Here is a 20,166-nt window from a genome sequence, read left to right on the forward strand (position 1 = left end):
CGGTGCTTACGATACGAAAGCCTGTCATCAGGTGCTCAAGAAAAAAGGCATCAAACCGACCATTCCACCGCGCAGCAATGCGGGTTACTGGGAGGACGGCCACCCTCGCAATGCAGCCGTCAGCGCCTTGAAATCGGGTAACTTAGAAGACTGGAAACAAGAAGAGGGTTATCACCAACGCTCTCTGTCAGAAACAGGCATGTCTCGATACAAAACGTTAATCAGCTCTCAGCTGACACTACGTGATTACGATGCACAAGTTGGCGAAGCATTGGCCAACGTGAAAGCAATAAACAAAGTCATAAGACTTGGTATGCCTGTTAGTTACCGAGTTGATTGATGGGAGCAATCCCATTGGGATCAGTGCGTTAGGTGAATGATTTGATCAACAACGCCCCGATGACGCTATAGACGAAATACTGCGCCTTGACCCTCCACTTATTTCAAACCGCCGCCGCGCAACCAAAGACACCGAAATATCCGGTTACCCTGTCAAAAAAGGCGAAAAAGTGACCGTACTCTGGGCCTCGGCCAATCGTGATGAGTCCGTATTCGACAAAGCAGACGTCTTTAACCCTGAGCAAAACAAGGCCCACAACCTACTTTACGGCAGAGGCATACACGTATGTCCCGGCGCACCGTTGGCCAGAATGGAACTTCGTATATTCACTGAAGAATTACTAAAACACATTGGGGAATTCGAAGTAACCGGCGAATCTAAGCGAGCCAATTACCCGTCTGGTGGGTTCAATAATCTTATAATTAAAGTAACGGCTACCGAAGAGAAAAGCTCTACAGCAAATCAAAACTCAATACAGATAAAGCAGCAGCAAGAACAGATAAAGTAAATAACTGCCGCGACAGAAGAAATCTCTTCAACTTTGGAGCGGATATCCCGAAACACTCAACAAGTTGTATAAGTCTTAAAAAATGCCAATGTAGTGGCCCATTAACTACCCGATAGTATGGAGTCTATGAATTAGGTTGGCATATAGACCATCACAGGCTCTCAGGAAATCAGGGAAGTTATCGAAGAGCAATCTCGTCTTATCCGAGTCTTACAGGATCATGGCGACGAAGTCCACGTCCAAGAAATATTTGAACTACTATTAATCGGAGTAATTAAGACTGAGTGTGGGTGCAACGTGACTGTGATTTGGAATGAAAAAAAACTTGAATTCGAAATTTTCCCATGGAGTCAGAATTTCGAGACCGGATTGGACGATATTGATAATCAACACCGTATGCTTGTCGATATCGTAAATCGCCTGGCCTCGCAATTCTCTTCGATAAATTCAGACGTGAATAGCGCTACAATACTGGACGAGCTTGAAGATTATGCCAAGTATCACTTTGAGTACGAGGAAAACGTTTGGAAAAAACATTTTGGTCAGTCAAAAGACACAAAGAATCACCATGATGCTCACCAAACTTTTTTTCACAAAATCAGAAAGTTACGTCAAACCACTGAACGGCACGAAGCAGTGTTGGCAAATTTGTTTAACTTTATTACCCGTTGGCTAGTCTTCCACATATTGGAATCGGATCGCCGCCTAGCATTAACAATTCAGGCGATGGACGATGGCATGGATCTCTACGCCGCAAAAACGTATGCAGATATGCAATTAAATGGATCAGCATCAGTGCTTGTTTCCGCATTATTAGAGATTTACGGGAAGTTATCAGCCAACACTATTCAATTAATACGCGAAAAAACGGCCAGAAAGCAAGCCGAAGATGAATTGCATCAGTTACAACAGGATCAACTACTAAAAGCCTTAGACAAGCAAGCAGTTGATCATCAAAAACAATTAGAGTTCTTGGCGTATTCAGATTCTCTAACCGGCTTGTGGAACCGAAATGGTCTCGTTCGCTGTATTCGCGAGATGCGAGACACGATCAGATCAACAGACCAAGTTTCCATAATATCACTGAACCTAGACAATTTTAAAGAAACTAACAAACAGTTTGGAGAGGATGCAGGAGATCATGTGCTATGGGTTTTTTCACAACGCTGGCTCGATGTTTTGCCTCCAGGTGCTACCGTTGCCAGAATATCTGGTGATCAGTTCGCTGCTCTCCTGCCAAATGGGTACCAAGCGGAGCCTGTTTTGCAAGTTGTACAAGAAAACTGCAAGCATCCGGTTGTTTTTAATGATAAAACAATATCAATCCGTTTTACAGCGGGGATTTTCCTTTTCTCTGCAAATGAATTTAAAGATGGATCTGATGTAGACGCACTCCTGAGGTTCGCAGATCAAACGCTTTTTAACGCTAAACAGGAAGCGAAGGGTAGCTGGCTGTTAATGGATGCAAACCAGAAAAAAGCTCATCAATCACGCCAACGGTTACTCACGGAAATCCGTGAAGCTCTGAAGGTAAAACAGTTTCAGTTGGTCTATCAACCGAAAGTAAACCTAAGAACAGGTTCCGTTCTAGGCGTTGAGGCGCTCATCCGTTGGAAGCATCCAGAAAAAGGATTGTTATCTCCAGCGTATTTTCTATCAGAAATCGAAAATCATCCCCTTATTGTGGACATTGGTAGATGGGTTATTGAAGAATCGCTGCAGCAGATGCACAAGTGGGATCAAAAGGGGTTGAACCTAACTATGAGTGTTAATGTGGCTGCTCTTCATCTTCAATCTCCAGCCTTCTCAGACGAACTTCAGCAATCGTTCGATCGTTTTCCGGAAGTCGATCCGTCGCGATTTGATCTTGAAATACTAGAGACCGCCACGTTGGGCGATCTTCAATCCTCGGTGTTGGTGATTAACGAATGTCGGAGCATGGGAGTAACGTTCTCTCTTGACGACTTTGGTACGGGCTACTCATCTTTGGCTTATTTAAAACAATTACCTGTTCAGACAATAAAAATTGACAAAGAGTTTGTGAGCGGTGCTGATGAAAGAAGGGAAAATATATCGATTCTAGAAGGCATAATTGCATTGGCAGAAGCATTTGATAAAAAGGTTATCGCTGAAGGTGTAGAAACAATTGAACAAGGTGAGCTTCTGCTCGAACTCGGATGTTTTCACGCCCAGGGTTACGCTATGTCGCCACCTTTGCAGCCAGAAAGACTTCCGCAGTGGCTCGCCAGTTGGAAGCCATTCCTGCAATGGACTCAAGGACACAAAAAATAAGTGAGCTATTGGCAAAGATGGTGTATCGAGATCATGCACTAGCCTATTGCGCAGTCTCCATTTATTTCACGCCATCGATTAAACGAACATCCCTCACTACACCAGCCAGTCGCTTAAAACCTCGTCCTGGTCCCTGCGCGATCTCTGGTTAAGAAAGTAACTGTTTCACTTCTTCTCACAAACTTTCAGAAGGGAAAGCTAACATAGTGTCATAAATGCAAAGAAGGAGTTTAACTCCCTCTTTATTTACAGATGGACGTGTCAACTTAACTTGCCTTACGCAGCCCTATATTAGCCTGTGCCGCACAGTTGATTGTCTGCGTCGCCTCGTCGCGATGGTAATGACGAGCTGTGTGCTCTTTACGACGCCCAGCGCTGAACGCAGAAACACGCTTAAGGTAACCAATAACTCGAGTGCCGTAATCAATGTTATTGGAGTGGCAGCTTGAGCATTCACTTAATGTGCGTTTATCGATGTGTTCACACTCGTTACAAATAGTGATTTTGACGTTAATGCAGAAGTAGTTACAGCCGGTTTTCGCAGCGATATTCAGCAACGACAAGTAACCCGTGGTGTTCAGTTTTTCATCGAGGTTTAGGTGTAGTGCGGAGCCGCCGTCTAAATACTCCACCAGTTCTTTACCGTGCATAACGAATTTATCTAAGGCATTGGTTTCATCGTCCTCAACGACATAGAAGTACGAGTTGTAGCACTCGCGCGATACTTTATAACCGTCGGCTTTGTCCCATTTTGCATTCTTAACACCTAAGTTTTCTGCAGGCACAAACTCGGTATTAAACATATAACCGTATTCCGCTTTGGCGGCTTTATTGGCGTCATAAATAACCTTCAGGTGACGTTTGACAAAGCTCTTATACTCTGGGTTATTGCTTGCTCTAATGCCTTGAGATTCCGCGGCTTCGACCATGCCGTTAATGCCAATGGTCAGGAATTGTTTGTCCAGACTAATAAAACCAGCGTCATAGACTGTCAGCATACCCGCTTCTTTGTACTCCTCCATCAGCTTGCGGTAAGCCACTTGATACTTATGAATTTTGCTAATTTCCTCTTCTAAGTCACGACCGTCCTGCACTAGACGGTTCATATTAATGGTAATGACATTGATAGAGCCTGTCGCAACACCGCCGGCCCCCAGGGTGTAAGAGAAGGTATTGTCGCTAATTTCCGAGCGCAGACGGCAACAGGACGCAAGTGAGTCGGCATTGTCTGACAAATACACAAAGAACGAATTACCGTTGGCCAATTCAGCCGCCATTTTTTTCGCGAAGACCTGATCTTTACAAGCGCCGTCTTTCGTTAACATGGCAACGGTCACAACTGGGAAGGTCAAAATAGACTTTTCACGCTCTTTATTGAACCAGTCTAAGAAGAAGTCCTGCAAAGCACTGACGGTTTCCCACTTAGGTTTACTAAAGTCTCTCGGAAATACGAAGTCGCCAAACATGCTATCGAAATAGTGCTTGTCGTACACAGAAATGTTCCAGAACACACTTTGATAACCGCGTGCAGCCGCAGGTTGATTAATCGCATACACAACGTGCTGTAAGTGATTTTCGATTTGCTTGCGGTGCGTGTTTAAGTAGTCATCACCGTAGTCTTTACGCGCGAAATAGTCGAAGTAAGTTAAGAACTCAACGGTTGCCACAGCGCCAGCGTATTGCGAGCTAACCGCAAAAACAAAATTCACAAAGGAGCCACAAAACGACTCTAAATGTTTAGGCGCCAGCGACTCACCACCGAGTTTCGTCAAGCCGTCCATTAAAAACGGATACATAGTCACTGACACGCAATATGGCTTCAGACTGGTCTCATCGTGCACGTAAATTTCATGATTTTCTATTTGACGTACGTATTCTTTCGCTAAGTTGTCGTCGAACAACGCCGCAATTTTGTTACTAACCTGCTTGCGGTTAACCTGTACGAAGAAGTCTTTCATCAGCTCAGCTTCTAAGGTCGCGATATTTTTCTGAGTAACGTTCGCGTTGGCGTCCATTTTCGAACCGTCCGCCGCATTCTGTGCGTTCAGGTAATCCGCAATAAAGTCTACTTTTTCTGAAACCTGGTCGTCGTTTAAACGCAACATAATTATTCTCCTGTCAGAAACTTGCAGTTCAGTAGCTGCTTTGTTCTTAAATCATAAAATTTTTGGTTGGTATGGGGGCTGTCTAAACCGCCCTTTTCGGCTATCCATGGCCCGGTTTTTAAGTACGTCAACTGCTCCCTGATGCGCAAAGAGACATCCTCGTAACCTGTATAAAGGCAGGTTTCCAGCCCTTCTGCGCGAACTCGTTTTAAGTGTTTTATCAGCGCTTCTGGTTGCCATTCACCGCCCAGAAACAACACGCACGTAATGAGCCCTGTGTACATAGTTAAGCGCTCCTGTAAGTAGTCTTCGGTCAACGCTAAACCGCTGCCGACTGGCCAACTGTCCACACTATGACAACCTTTACACCCGACCGGGCATCCGGTGATGGTGTAAGCTAATGCCACTTCACCCGGCACTTCCTGCCAAACAATCTGTTCAGAGCTGTAATGTAGCTGTTGCGGATAGCCTGCCATAAAAAACCATATCTAGAGATCAAATTCAAATATAGCACTACATATTGTGCCTTGATAGCATAGATGACATAAAACGCTGTGCATTGATCAATTTCAAAAAACACGTTAAACACCTCTGGTGCAGGGTATAAAATACCTTTTAAGTTTTTTTTACCAATAAGGTTAAAAAAACCCTTTATTTTTGAGTCATAAAAACCATAAGGGATAATTTCACAATAAAATCAAATGATTAAATATTGGCACTGAATTTGCTTTGATCATAAAAACAATGAGATCAACATCAATATTCATTCTTATCTGAGGGAGTAACAACCCATGATGTGGTTCAGTGGTATCAAGGGGGTCAACAATGGCTGGGTATCGTAAGCTTTGGTGGACACTAATCGGTGTTCTTGCAATTACTTTTAGTGTTTTAGGGTATTTTGGAACGGAAGTTTACCGGGAGGCACCGCCTATTCCGGATAAGTTCATGAGTACCGACGGTAATGTCATTGCAACCGAAGAGTCGGTTCTTGACGGACAAACCGCGTGGCAGTCTGTGGGCGGTATGCAGTTAGGCTCTATTTGGGGTCATGGTGCGTATCAAGCGCCTGACTGGACAGCCGACTGGCTGCACCGTGAACTGCTGGCCTGGTTAGACATTCGGGCACAGGAAGTTTTCGGCAAGTCGTATGACGAGCTGGACGGTGTTCAACAAAACCAGCTCGAATATGAACTGAAAGAAGAGTACCGCACTAATACGTACGACAAGTCGTCTAATACGGTTATTTTAAGCGAACGTCGTATTCAGGCTATTGAACAAACTGGTGAGTACTACTCGAAGCTATTCAGTGACGACCCTGAGTTGCGCCCTACCCGCATCAGCTACGCCATGAAGGAAAACACACTGCCTTCAGCTGAGCGCCGTGCGCAAATGAATGACTTCTTCTTCTGGACCGCATGGGCAGCTGCTACTGAGCGTCCTGATGCCGAAATCACTTATACCAACAACTGGCCACACGAAACACTGATAGACAACGTGCCTAGCGCAGAAAACATCATTTGGTCTATTGTCAGTGTCATTCTCTTAATTGCCGGTATTGGCTTCCTAATTTGGGCGTGGGCATTCTTACGCGACAAAGAGGAAGAAGAGCTGGTTGCGCCAGAGCATGACCCTATCTCGAAGGTTAAGCTAACTCCATCACAGAAAGCCTTGGGCAAATATCTGTTTATTGTGGTTGCGCTGTTCGCGTTCCAGGTACTTCTGGGTGGTTTAACGGCTCACTATACTGTTGAAGGGCAAGAGTTCTACGGCATTAATATCTCTGAGTGGTTCCCCTACTCACTGACTCGTACCTGGCACATTCAGGCCGCCATGTTCTGGATTGCTACCGGGTTCTTAGCCGCAGGTTTATTCCTGGCGCCGATTATTAACGGCGGCAAAGATCCTAAGTACCAAAAACTTGGCGTAGACGTCTTGTTCTGGGCGCTGGTGCTGGTCGTCGCAGGTACCTTTATCGGTAACTGGTTAGCCATTGCGCAAATCATGCCTGAACACTTGAACTTCTGGTTAGGTCACCAGGGCTATGAGTACGTCGACTTAGGTCGCTTATGGCAAATTGGTAAGTTCCTCGGCATCGTCTTCTGGCTTGTGCTAATGATGCGCTGTGTTGTTGGCGCCTTCGAAGAGAAAGGTGACAAGAACTTACTGGCATTATTCACCGCCTCAGTCGTTGCCATTGGCCTGTTCTACGGTGCCGGCTTCTTCTACGGCGAGCGCACTCACATTTCTATCATGGAATACTGGCGCTGGTGGATTGTTCACCTGTGGGTAGAAGGCTTCTTCGAAGTATTTGCTACTGCCTCTCTGGCGTTCATTTTCCACAGCATGGGCTTGGTCTCTCGCCGCATGGCAACCGTTGCTGCACTAGCGTCAGCATCATTGTTCATGCTTGGTGGTGTACCGGGTACCTTCCACCACTTGTACTTCTCAGGCACAACCACACCGGTTATGGCGGTGGGCGCTACTTTCTCAGCGCTAGAAGTGGTACCGCTAATTGTGCTGGGCTATGAAGCCTGGGAAAACTACAGCCTGCAAAAACGTGCAGACTGGATGCAACGCCTTAAATGGCCACTACTGTGCTTCGTAGCCGTTGCGTTCTGGAACATGTTGGGTGCCGGCGTATTAGGCTTCATGATCAACCCGCCTATCTCGCTGTACTATGTACAAGGTCTCAACACTACGCCTACTCACGCACACGCAGCACTGTTTGGTGTTTACGGATTCCTGGCATTGGGCTTTGTATTGCTGATACTGCGCTACATTCGCCCTAATCTGCAATTCGACGAAAAGCTGATGAAAATGGCTTTCTGGACAATGAACATTGGCTTAGCGCTAATGCTCTTCACCAGCTTGCTGCCAGTCGGTTTCATTCAGTTCTACGCCGCTGCAACTGAAGGTTTATGGTACGCACGAAGCGAAGCCTTCATGCAACAACCACTGTTGCAGAACCTGCGTTGGTTCCGTACTGTCGGTGACATGGTCTTCATCGTGGGGGCATTCGCTATCACTTGGCAGGTCATTAAAGGTTTACGCCATAAATCTGCTTAGCTCTTAATAAACCAAGCTTGTACGATTTTATGTGGAGGCTTGGTTTTCCTTTTTGGAGATCCCATGCAGTTAATCGAAAAACTAGGATACGTCCGCAGCAATCAATGCTCGTCAACCCAGTCACAGTTACGACAACGTATTGAACAGCTCGAGTCAGAAAACAGCACCCTGTTAGGTCAACTTGAATCAGCTAATAAAACCATCTCCCAGCAGCAGAAAGAGCTCGCTGACTACCAGCAACGCTTGTCTTTCATTGAGAACTTCACAGAATCATTATCCGGTTACCAAAACACCTTTTCGCAACTCAGTAACTTGCTGCAACGCGAACGGGAAACCATTCTCACTATTGACCAAAATAATCAGTCAGGTGAGTCCACTATGTCTGCAGTAGTAGGGGATTTGTCGTCGATTGTCGGTGATATTGAGTCAACTTCCGAGAGTATCGCAGCGTTAAAGGGCCATACTCAGGAAATTGAACAAACCAGTGGCGATGTCCGCGGTGTCGCTGAAACCACTAACTTGTTGAGTCTGAATGCCAATATCGAGGCTGCACGTGCCGGCGAGCATGGACGTGGTTTTACTGTGGTTGCTAACGAGGTTAGAGCGCTTTCTCAGCGCACCACCGAATTGACCGATCGCATTAACGATAAAGTGGGACAAATTGTACAAGGTGTTGATTCAAGTCACTCTTTGAGTGTTGAAGCCATGCACACTACGCGTGAAAATATTGAGTCGACAAAGCAATATTTAGCGTTGTTGGCCGAAGAAAATACGTACATTAAGCAACTGGGCGGCAGTATTTCTAACAGTGCGTTACTGGCGCAAATTGAGCTCGCCAACATTGAAGAAATGCAATTGCGCATGGACGTGTACCGTGTGTATTTGGGTACATTAAATGCGAATGACTGCAATGTTGTTGATTCTGACAAATGTGGCATTGGTCGATGGTATTACTCGGAATTATTCCGAGAGCGTTTCAAAGCGCATTCAAGTTATCTGGCCATTGAAGCGCCTCACGATAAGGTTCATGTTTGTGCACAAACAGTTATTGACGCTATAAAAAAAGACGAGCACGGTCTAGCTCAGCAAGAGCTTAAGAATATGGAGCAATACAACCGCGAGGTGAATCAGCACATTCGCACCATGTCGGAAAGTTTATTGGAGGATGTATGAGCCACAAACCCGATACCAAAACCGCGATGTATCAGTTATTGGACGTTATTCGCGAATACACTCTCTTTGACTTTAAACAATAAGATTGGTAAGGTTTTATTTTATTAGAATATTTCTTAGTGAATTATAGCCGTCCTACAATAGCTATTCTTGGCTAAGAAAAGTTTCATGTCCAATATATAGTAAAAGAGCGTACAAGCAATAATTAACATGCATACACATCGGTGCATATAGATAAAAAAGCGCAGATACTGTCTGCGCTCTGTATCTTAATCATATACTCAGATCATCATTCATATTATTGCATCAGCGGAGAGTTTTCTAATTGAAAGTCAAATCCTTTTATATTTGAGTCTATTAATATGGTTTGAATATATTGTGCAATATTTTTCCGTTTAACCTTCTCATTAAGATAAAGAGATATCGATTCTTTTACCATATTAAAATCAAGCTGACTACCATCAACTCGACGATTGATATTGGCCACATGTACGCCATAGCGGGTTTCAATAGGTTTATTTAATAGACCCATGGGCGCGGTAAATATTTGCTTTTCGAACTCAGCTACTGTTTGACCTTGAGTGATTTGTCCTAAATTCCCCCCTTGCTTAGAAGAAGGACAGGCTGAGTATTGTTTCGCCAAATCGTAGAAGGTGGCTTTATTTTCTTTCAGTAACTCTATTAAATATTCTGCAAATTCTACTACCTTTATTCTCTCTTCAACATCCTCTGGAGGACAAGCCAGCAGGATGTGATCTACTTCTAGCAACGGTGCTGTACAAAATTTATCTTTATTTGTTATATAATAATGATAACACTCTTCGTCAGTAGCAGATGGATAGATCCCTTCGAATTGTATTAGTTTTTCAATAATGTCATACTCTTCAGTTGGTTCAAGTTTTTTGTCTTCAGGCCAAAGAGATAAGCTTACTGCTCGTTGTTTTACGACTTCGTTAATAATTAGAGCTTCAACAGCCTTAACCATCGCTTCTCTTTTCGTTTCTGCAGGATGATACTGAACCTCCTGCATTATTATCGAAGAGTCTAGTTTAATTTCATTTATAGTGATTTCTGGAACGTCTGACACATTCATTATACTACTCCTATAACTAGAAAAGACAAGCCTATGAAGGCTTGTCATTTTTTTATTTTTGACGCACGATTTGGTATTGCCGTGTCAAATATTCGATAGGCACACTCCAAATATGAACCAATCGACTAAATGGGAACAATAGGAACAAGGTTATTCCCCAAAAAACATGTGCACGATAAATCCAATGAACATCAGATATAAAGGTTATAGCCTCTTCCGGTCTAAAGGTTAATAAATACTTCGACCATGTCATTAAGTTTTTCATTTCTTGACCATCCATATGACCACTAGAAATGAATATAGAAAACATACCTAATATGAGTTGTAAATAAATAACTAGAACAATTGCGGTATCCATTCGTGTACTTGATGCACGAATTCTAGGATTAAACAATCTTCGGTAAACTAAATAAGTCAGACCAATAAAGCATAATACACCAAAGAAGCCGCCTGCTCCCATGGCAATTAACTGTTTATCTTGTAGGGTAATGCCTAACATATGCCACACTTCGTAAGGTATAACTAATCCACCAAAATGACCGAAAAAAATGCCAATAATACCTATGTGAAACAGATTACTTGCTACTCGAAAATGTTTATTTGAGAGCATTTGACTTGAACCGGTTTTCCATGTGTATTGATCTTTATCATAACGAATCAAGCATCCTAAAAAAAACACAACAGATACTATATATGGATAAATACCGAAAATTAACATATCGATAAAGTTCATAGCTAGACCTCTTTTGTTTGAGTGGCTGATGCTGTCTCATCCATTGACATCCAATTTACTGGCACTTCCTGATCTTTGCGTTGATTCTCAGTTGGCCGATGCTGATTAGTTGGACATCCACCGTTAACGCTATCACCACCAAAAGTAACAGCCTCTTCTTCCCATACTTTGTCTAATTCTTTAGGTGTATGATCTTCTTTTTCATTTTTAACCTGCTCTCGAAGTTCTGAGATATTAACTTTCGCACCACATAAATCCAACAGTCCCCACATTAAACTCGCATACCCTGATTCACGCTTTTCTAAACGAACAGCGAGTAAACTTAAAACGGGAATAATATCTTCTATCCAACCAATTCCTTGCTCACCTTGCGTTGACGAAAATTCAAGAAATAGAGGGAGATGATCAGGCAATTCATTATGCGCAATTTCAAGCCCTGCTTTTTCATACTGAGCGAGTAAGTCGACCATAGCTTGGCCTCGATCTCGTGATTCACCATGAATATGTTCATAAATTAATAAAGATAATGAGCGACCACGTTCAAACAACCCATCGTAGTCAGACTGCCAATCGAGTAATGGCATTTCACTGCATCGGTCTATAAAGGAAATAATCTCTTGTTTATTTCTCTTTGATAGAACACTAGATGTTACAATATCTATCAACTCATCTCGATATAATTCGATTTCTAACTCTGGATAATCTAGCAATCGACCAATTAGTGCAATAAGTTGTGAAGTATTATTTCCACTTTTTTGATTTGTCATTTTTCTTACTCCTGTATCTCTACGGGGATAACTTCACGCACCGTCTGGCTTTTACCACCAAATAGGTCAGTCTCGCCGGTCGAACACCCATTACCAAATGTAAAACCACAACCGCTTTTGATGTCGTAAGCATTTTCTGCATAACTAGTATGGCTAGTCGGGATTACGAACCTGTCTTCGTAATTTGCAAGCGCCATGACCTGATACATTTCTTCAATTTGTGCCTGAGTTAGTTTAACTGCGTCGAGAACTTCAAAATTTTCCTCACACTCAACTTGTTGACTACGCTTATACTCACGCATTGCCATCAATCGCTCAAGTGACCGTATAACAGGTTGCTCTTCACCTGCAGTTAGCAAATTAGCAAGATATTTTATCGGAATACGTAATGACTTTAGGTCAGGAAGTACACTACTTTTCTCAATTTCTCCGGCTTCAACTGCGGATTGAATTGGCGATAAAGGTGGCACATACCAAACCATCGGCAAAGTACGATACTCTGGATGAAGCGGTAACGCGACTTCCCATTCCATAGCCATTTTATAAACTGGAGACTGTTGCGCTGCTTCAATCCAATTAGCAGCTATACCTTCTTTCTCAGCTTCAGCGATCACGGCCGGATCAAAGGGATCGAGAAATATATCTCTTTGCGCTTGATAAAGATCTTTATCATTCGGTACCGATGCCGCTTGCTCAATTTTATCAGCATCGTACAACATAACACCTAAGTAACGAATGCGACCTACACACGTTTCAGAACAAATTGTTGGTTGCCCTGCTTCAATACGTGGATAACAAAAAATACATTTTTCTGACTTACCCGTTTTCCAATTGTAATATATTTTTTTGTAAGGACACCCAGAGACACACATCCGCCATCCACGGCACTTATCTTGGTCAATAAGTACAATACCGTCCTCTTCACGTTTATAGATGGCACCACTTGGACAAGACGCAACACATGCAGGATTAAGACAGTGCTCGCATAAACGCGGTAAATACATCATAAACGTATTTTCGAACTGTCCATAAATGTCTGCTTGGATTTGATCAAAGTTCTTATCTTTGCGACGTTTTTTGAATTCGGTACCTAAGATCTCCTCCCAGTTAGGTCCCCATTCAATTTTTTCCATCCGTTTTCCGGAAATCAGCGAACGGGGTCGCGCAATGGGCTGATGCTTACTTTCTCCCGCACGATGAAGGTGCTGATAATCAAAGTCAAATGGTTCGTAGTAATCGTCAATTTCAGGTAAGTCGGGGTTTGCGAATATATTAGCTAAAATCCGACGTTTCCCACCTTGTTTCGGCTCTAATTTTCCTTGCTTAGTTCGAATCCAACCACCGTTCCATTTTTCTTGATTTTCCCATTCTTTGGGATAGCCGATGCCAGGTTTAGTTTCAACATTATTAAACCACGCATACTCCATTCCTTCACGCGATGTCCATACATTTTTACAGGTAACCGAGCAAGTGTGACAGCCTATACACTTGTCGAGATTCAAAACCATGCCGATTTGAGCTCTAACTTTCATATTATTTCTCCACTTCGTGAAGATTTTCATCTAATACATCTTCACTATCATCATCCAGCCAATCCACGCGATCCATTTTTCGAACTACTACAAACTCATCACGATTACAACCTACAGTGCCGTAATAGTTAAATCCGTAAGATTGTTGTGCATAACCCCCAATCATATGGGTTGGCTTCATAATTGCTCGAGTTACAGAGTTATGAATACCACCTCTAGTACCAGTTAGCTCGGAACCCGGTATGTTCACAATCCGCTCTTGCGCGTGATACATCATTCCCATTCCTTCGGGGACACGTTGAGAAACAACAGCTCTAGCAGCAATCGCACCATTTGCGTTAAATGCTTCGATCCAATCATTATCTTCAATGCCAGCCGCAGTCGCGTCTGTTTCTGACATCCAAATAATTGGTCCACCACGTGATAGTGTAAGCATGAGTAAATTATCTGAATATGTGCTGTGAATCCCCCACTTCTGGTGTGGTGTAATCCAATTAAGCACAACTTCTTTATTGCCATTAGGCTTCATACCCTGCACATTTTGCGTGGTTTTCAGGTTGACCGGCGGCTTATAAAGACAGTGCATTTCACCAAAATCACGCATCCATTGATGATCTTGATAAAATTGTTGTCGACCTGTAATCGTACGCCAAGGAATTAGCTCGTGAACATTGGTATATCCAGCATTGTAAGAAACATGCTCGTCTTCTAACCCGGACCAAGTCGGTGAGCTAATAATTTTACGTGGTTGCGCAACAATATCTCTAAATCGAAGTTTCTCTTCTTCTTTAGGCTTGGCTAAGTGAGTGTGATCAAGACCGGTAACTTTACTAATTGACTCCCAAGCCTTGACAGCTACTTGTCCATTTGTTTCCGGCGCTAATGATAAAACGACTTCTGCTGCGTCAATGGCTGATTCAATTTTTGGTCTGCCTTGGTTAACACCTGGTTTAATGTGCTTTTTATTCAACTCACCTAAGAATTTAACTTCGTCTTGTGTATTCCAATTAATCCCCTTACCACCGTTTCCTAGTGTATCCAGGAGTGGCCCTAATGACGTGAACTTTGCATAGGTATTCGGATAATCTCGCTCTACCACCATCATATTTGGCGCTGTCTTGCCAGGAATGAGATCACATTCTCCTTTCCACCACGCTTTAATATCAAATGGCTGCGCAAGCTCACCCGGGGTATCGTGCTGCATAGGCACAGTCACAATGTCGTTTTCGATACCTAGGTGTCCTTCGCACTGTTGGGAGAAAGATTTTGCAATCCCTTTGAAAATTTCCCAATCACTTTTTGATTGCCAAACAGGATCCACAGCTTTAGATAAAGGATGAATAAATGGATGCATATCGGACGTATTCAAATCGTCCTTTTCATACCAAGTTGCGGTAGGTAGAACAATATCTGAATACAAACAAGTTGTAGACATTCTGAAGTCTAGTGTAACTAAAAGATCAATCTTTCCTTCAGGTGCACTATCACGCCATTTTATATCTTCAGGCTTCTCTTCCCCTTCCTCGCCTAAGTCTTTACCAAGCAAGCCGTGCTTGGTGCCCAGAAGGTGACGAAGCATATATTCATGACCCTTCCCTGAAGATCCAAGTAAATTAGACCGCCAGATAAACATGTTTCGAGGATAGTTTTTTGGATTGTCAGGATCTAAACAGGCAAATTCTAAGCTTCCTGCTTTTAATTGATCCACAGTATAATCTACCGGATCTTGCCCTTGCTCATGTGCATCTCGGCACACCTTCAAGGGATTTTTACTCAACTGTGGCGCTGACGGCAGCCAACCCATGCGTTCTGCACGTGAATTAAAGTCTATGATCGAGCCCTCCCAATCTTTTTTATTAGATAAAGGAGAGACAATTTCACTCATATGTAGCTTTTCATAACGCCACTGATCAGAATGTGCATAAAAGAAGGATGTGCCATTCATATGACGAGGTGGGCGACTCCAATCCAAACCAAATGCTAAAGGCTGCCAACCTGTTTGTGGACGAAGTTTTTCTTGACCTACATAGTGAGCCCAACCACCACCGCTTTGTCCAATACAACCGCACATGATTAGCATATTGATTAAACCACGATAGTTCATGTCCATGTTGTACCAGTGATTCAAACCAGCACCGACAATGATCATGGAACGACCACGTGTTTTTGCTGCAGTGTCAGCAAATTCATTTGCAATTTTAATCACATCATTTTGGGGGACGCCTGTTATTTGTTCCTGCCAAGCTGGCGTATAGGCAAGATTATCGCTATAGGATTGTGCGCAATTCGGATCATCATATCCATTGTCAACACCATAGTTAGCAAGCGTTAAGTCAAATACAGTAGTGACCCAAGCTTCCGACTTATCGGCAAGCTTGATCTTTTTAGCCGGAATACGATGCGTTGTTACTTCATCATGAACTGTATGTTGGAAGTAGCCAAGTTCATGTTCATTGCCCCCAAAATATGGGAAATTTACGGTAATAATCTCATCGTGATCATCTTTTAAGCTCAGGCGGAGTTTCACATCACGATTCGTTGCACCATCACGTTGCTCAAGATTCCATTTAGCATCGCGTTCCCCCCATCGATAGCCAATCGAGCCTTTCGGCGACGTGAGCATATTTGATGACTCATCAATGGCAATGGTTTTCCACTCGGGGTTATTGTCTTGTCCAGCTTTGTCATCCAAGTCACTCGCACGAAGGAACCTCCCTTGCTGCAGACCTCCTTTTTCGGACGGTTCCAACATGACGAGCATTGGCATATCCGAATAACGTCGTACATAATCATCGAAATACTGTGTTGTTTTGTTGACATAAAACTCTTTAAGAATGACATGTCCGAATGCCATGCTTAGTGCAGCGTCGGTTCCTTGCTTGGGTGCTAACCATTGATCGGTAAGTTTAGCCACCTCAGAATAATCAGGGGTAATGCCAATTACTTTCGTCCCTTTATATCGCACTTCAGTTAAGAAGTGAGCGTCGGGTGTGCGTGTTTGTGGAACATTCGACCCCCAACACATAATATAATTTGAGTTGTACCAATCCGCTGACTCGGGGACATCAGTTTGCTCTCCCCAAACTTGCGGTGATGCAGGAGGAAGGTCGCAATACCAGTCATAGAAACTTAAGCAATTACCACCGATTAATGACAGATAACGTGCACCTGCCGCATATGAAATCATCGACATCGCTGGGATAGGCGAGAATCCAAAGATACGATCGGGCCCATACTCTTTGGCCGTGTAGACATTAGACGCACCAATGATTTCGTAGACTTCATCCCAGTGCGCGCGAACGAACCCACCCATACCACGTTTTTCTTTATATTCTCGTGTTTTTGTGGGATTAGTAACAATTGACTCCCAAGCGTCTACAGGGTTGGCATGCTGCTTTTTTGCTTCACGCCATAGTTTAATTAAGCGCTTACGAATTTTGGGGTATTTAAGTCTATTCGCACTATATATGTACCATGAATAACTCGCACCGCGTGGGCAACCTCGAGGCTCATGATTAGGAAGGTCAGGACGAGTTCTAGGGTAATCGGTTTGTTGCGTTTCCCACGTTACAAGTCCATTCTTGACATAGATTTTCCAACTACATGAACCGGTACAGTTAACGCCGTGAGTTGAACGGACAACCTTATCATGCTGCCAACGTTGCCTATAACTGTCTTCCCACTGGCGGGGCTCTTGCGTTGTCACGCCATGACCTTCAGAAAAGTTTTCTCTTTTCTGGGTAAAATAACGTAGCCGATTTAGAAAGTGGCTCATGCCTGACTCCTTTTCGATGGCTTAACTAGTAAACGGTTAACGTGATACGTTAAACTGCGACTAATCCTAAACTTGTTTTCGAATGTACTCTGTGTATATAAGTAGACGTCAAGTGCAGGTATTGTGCAATGCGGTAAAAACAGCAAAAAACAGACAACTACCTATAAAGGGGTATGGGTGAGTATCTAGTAAAAACCTTGATTTTCAATACAATAGACAACTTAGAAAGCAAATAGACGGACTGTATTACTATGACCAATTACTTAGAGGTAACCCCTGATGAGCAGGGTATAAACCGTTCTATTGGTATTTTCGACTCTCTCGTATTCAAAATCGGATTTTTATTGATAATGATTAGCATTATCGCCTTGGTCAGTATGGTCTCAGCCGTGTATATTTCAGATAATGCACAGACTGATGCTCATGCAATAAATTTATCTGGTTCAATGCGTATGCAATCCTATCTTATTTTGAATAAGAAAATAACTAATAATAAATCTGAAGAAATAGACCGTTTAATAAGTGATTTTGAGAAAAAATTGTCTAATCCTGTACTAATGCAAGCTACTAAAAAAACGGAAAAGAAAAAATTACATGACGCTATCTGGTACGATTGGAACAATGAAATTAAGCCGCTAATTTTAGATTCACATCTAACAAACCAAAAACTGAATAAGCTAGAAAAAAAATTAAACGATCTCGTTACTAACATCGACCACCTAGTAAAAACTTATCAAGTACATGCTGAAGACAACAACCGTTTGATCAGACAAATACAAGCCGCATCTCTTTTAATTACAATCTCATTTATATTCTTAGCGATTTATATGGTCAACCATCTCATTAGACGCCCACTCTCAGATTTAACGATAATAGCGACTAAAATAGGTCAAGGTGACTACACAGTTCAAGCTGATGAGCATGGTCATGACGAACTATCAATTCTTGCCAAAACCATTAACAGAATGGTTAGAGCTATTAATGACTCGCATATTCGCATGGAAGAGAAAGTGCGAAAAAAAACAAAGCAGCTAGAAAGAACCAATGAGTCTATTCAACTACTTTACTCTATTTCCAATAAATCCAATCACTCCCATGGAAGCAATATTGATTTTCAACCACACCTTTCGAAACTGTCAGAAGTAACAGGCATTGAAGGGTTAGAGCTATGTCTGATGACAGAAAATGGCACCAAACCCTACCATCATTTAAATACTAAAAAGAGTATTTTGCCATTGAGTTGCCGCAATCGAGATTGCAGTGATTGTGTAAGCTTCGATAGTCCACTGGAATCCGAGGAAGCCTACACATTTCCTCTCGTTTATGATCATAATCATTTCGGTGTGTTGAACTGTGTACCTCGTAACCATGAACCACTCAAGCCTTGGCAATCACAGCTTATTCAGTCTGTTGCAGAGCAGTTTGCGATCACATTGAGTTTAAAACACCGCCAAGACGAAAGTAGACGATTAGCACTCGCTCGTGAACGTACCGTTATCGCGCGTGAGTTACATGACTCTCTCGCTCAAGCACTTTCCTATTTAAAAATTCAGGTTGCCGTATTACAAAAAGGACTCACTGATCCGTCGGTTGATATCAGTATCGAGAATACGATTTCAGATATAAAAACTGCGTTAAATGGTGCATATAAGGAACTCAGAGAACTGTTAACCACTTTCAGATTAAAACTTGAGGGTAGTAGCTTACACGAGGCACTCCAGGAAAGCTTTAAACAATTGTCAGCTCGTTTCAGTGACAAAGAAATAAAGTTTAATAACGACATTAAAAACATGCCTTTTTCCGCCACTGAGCAAGTGCATTTACTTCAAATAGCTAGAGAAGCAGTACAGAATGCCATTCATCATTCCGAAGGAAGTAAAATCGTTATTCTGCTTACAAGTCGCAAAAAAAATGGTTACGTCACTTTGTTAATTCATGATGACGGGATCGGAATTGATACATCAGCCAAAAAAGAAAACCACTATGGTCTTGCTATTATGAAGGAAAGGAGTAGAAGCTTAAAAGGCACGCTTACAATTGGTAATCACGCAAAAGATGGTACAGAGGTTAGATTTGACTTCCAACCTGAATTTAACATTCCTTTAGATGTAGAGAAAACTTATGACTGAAAATTCATCAATTGGGACGATCTTAATGGTCGATGATCACCCTGTTTTTCGCAGAGGTTTGTCGCAACTCTTTTCATTGGATAATGACTTAAAAGTGGTTGGAGAAGCTGACTCTGGCTATGATGCGGTCAGATTGGTAACAGAGCTCGACCCAGACTTAGTAACGTTAGATCTTAATATGGACGGCATGAATGGATTAGAAACAATACGAGCACTCAGAGATTCTGGTTATACAGGACGCATTATCATGTTAACTGTCTCTGACCAAGATGATGATGTTGTCGAAGCGATAAGGTTAGGTGTTGACGGATATTTATTGAAAGATATGGATCCTGACGATATCGTTGAGTCCATTAAGCAAGCGGCTGTGGGAAAAATGGCAATCAGTCCTAAACTCACACAAACTCTTGCGGGCGCACTACGCCAGCCTGCTCCCCACAGTGACCAGCGAACATTGTCAAGCCTCACCGCCAGAGAAAAAGAAATCATCAAATTGATCGCAAAAGGACTGAGTAACAAGCTTATTGCCAGAGAGCTAGATATATCTGATGGGACAGTCAAAGTGCATGTAAAGCACCTACTAAAAAAGTTAAACCTACGCTCCCGAGTAGAAGCCGCGGTTTGGATGGTTAACGAAGATAAAGAGGTTTGAA

14 protein-coding genes are annotated in these 20,166 nt (G+C 42.8%); 7 read left to right on the plus strand and 7 right to left on the minus strand.

From position 1 onward, the window contains the following. From BGK46_RS06350 to BGK46_RS06360, 3 genes are all read left to right on the plus strand, one after another. Nucleotides 1-340, plus strand: a 340-nt coding sequence (locus BGK46_RS06350; protein WP_139130745.1) for a transposase, incomplete at its 5' end; no start/stop codon positions are given. A 67-nt stretch (nucleotides 341-407) separates the two neighbouring features. Then, complete coding sequence (locus BGK46_RS06355; protein ID WP_083238605.1) at nucleotides 408-848, plus strand: cytochrome P450; 441 nt, start codon at nucleotides 408-410, stop codon at nucleotides 846-848. 297 nt (nucleotides 849-1,145) lie between these two features. Further along, nucleotides 1,146-3,140 (plus strand): bacteriohemerythrin, encoded by a 1,995-nt coding sequence (locus BGK46_RS06360; protein WP_217492722.1) that lies wholly within the window; start codon nucleotides 1,146-1,148, stop codon nucleotides 3,138-3,140. Nucleotides 3,141-3,406: 266 nt separating this feature from the next. On the opposite strand, the gene nrdD is transcribed toward BGK46_RS06360, so the two are convergent. Together nrdD and nrdG are read right to left on the minus strand one after the other, a co-directional pair. Further along, entirely contained in the window at nucleotides 3,407-5,245 is a 1,839-nt protein-coding gene (gene nrdD / locus BGK46_RS06365) for an anaerobic ribonucleoside-triphosphate reductase (protein ID WP_069587808.1), read from the minus strand. A gap of 2 nt (nucleotides 5,246-5,247) precedes the next feature. Then, nucleotides 5,248-5,721, minus strand: a complete 474-nt coding sequence (nrdG, locus tag BGK46_RS06370) for an anaerobic ribonucleoside-triphosphate reductase activating protein (RefSeq protein ID WP_025744752.1) — start codon at nucleotides 5,719-5,721, stop codon at nucleotides 5,248-5,250. A 349-nt stretch (nucleotides 5,722-6,070) separates the two neighbouring features. On the opposite strand from nrdG, the gene BGK46_RS06375 reads away from it, so the two are divergent. Then, a complete protein-coding gene (locus BGK46_RS06375; RefSeq protein ID WP_069587810.1) occupies nucleotides 6,071-8,311 on the plus strand; it encodes a nitric-oxide reductase large subunit in 2,241 nt (746 codons plus the stop codon). A gap of 63 nt (nucleotides 8,312-8,374) precedes the next feature. After that, complete coding sequence (locus BGK46_RS06380; RefSeq protein ID WP_069587812.1) at nucleotides 8,375-9,484, plus strand: methyl-accepting chemotaxis protein; 1,110 nt, start codon at nucleotides 8,375-8,377, stop codon at nucleotides 9,482-9,484. A gap of 298 nt (nucleotides 9,485-9,782) precedes the next feature. On the opposite strand, the gene BGK46_RS06385 is transcribed toward BGK46_RS06380, so the two are convergent. The 5 genes from BGK46_RS06385 to BGK46_RS06405 are packed head-to-tail and all read right to left on the minus strand — an operon-like array spanning nucleotide 9,783 to nucleotide 17,384. Further along, nucleotides 9,783-10,577: a peptidylprolyl isomerase gene (locus tag BGK46_RS06385; RefSeq protein ID WP_069363083.1), complete on the minus strand. Its 795-nt coding sequence runs from the start codon at nucleotides 10,575-10,577 to the stop codon at nucleotides 9,783-9,785. A gap of 52 nt (nucleotides 10,578-10,629) precedes the next feature. Next, complete coding sequence (narI, locus tag BGK46_RS06390; protein WP_069363084.1) at nucleotides 10,630-11,310, minus strand: respiratory nitrate reductase subunit gamma; 681 nt, start codon at nucleotides 11,308-11,310, stop codon at nucleotides 10,630-10,632. A gap of 2 nt (nucleotides 11,311-11,312) precedes the next feature. Next, the gene (narJ, locus tag BGK46_RS06395; protein WP_069363085.1) at nucleotides 11,313-12,077 is read right to left on the minus strand and encodes a nitrate reductase molybdenum cofactor assembly chaperone; all 765 of its coding nucleotides are present in this window, start codon (nucleotides 12,075-12,077) and stop codon (nucleotides 11,313-11,315) included. 5 nt (nucleotides 12,078-12,082) lie between these two features. Continuing rightward, a complete protein-coding gene (gene narH / locus BGK46_RS06400; protein ID WP_069363086.1) occupies nucleotides 12,083-13,609 on the minus strand; it encodes a nitrate reductase subunit beta in 1,527 nt (508 codons plus the stop codon). A gap of 1 nt (nucleotide 13,610) precedes the next feature. Next, on the minus strand, nucleotides 13,611-17,384 hold the full coding sequence (locus tag BGK46_RS06405; RefSeq protein ID WP_069587814.1) for a nitrate reductase subunit alpha: 3,774 nt from the start codon (nucleotides 17,382-17,384) through the stop codon (nucleotides 13,611-13,613). Nucleotides 17,385-17,635: 251 nt separating this feature from the next. Here BGK46_RS06405 and BGK46_RS06410 point away from each other — a divergent pair, with 251 nt between their 5' ends. Further along, nucleotides 17,636-19,513 carry a histidine kinase gene (locus BGK46_RS06410; RefSeq protein ID WP_083238607.1) on the plus strand — a complete coding sequence of 626 codons (1,878 nt, stop codon included), beginning with the start codon at nucleotides 17,636-17,638 and terminating at the stop codon, nucleotides 19,511-19,513. After that, on the plus strand, nucleotides 19,506-20,165 hold the full coding sequence (gene narL / locus BGK46_RS06415; RefSeq protein ID WP_069363088.1) for a two-component system response regulator NarL: 660 nt from the start codon (nucleotides 19,506-19,508) through the stop codon (nucleotides 20,163-20,165). Before BGK46_RS06410 ends, narL begins: the two co-directional genes overlap by 8 nt. Nucleotide 20,166: the final 1 nt, after the last annotated feature.

Origin of the sequence: Salinivibrio sp. SS2, assembly GCF_001722075.1 — a bacterium.
In the GTDB taxonomy this organism is placed as follows: Bacteria; Pseudomonadota; Gammaproteobacteria; order Enterobacterales; family Vibrionaceae; genus Salinivibrio; species Salinivibrio proteolyticus.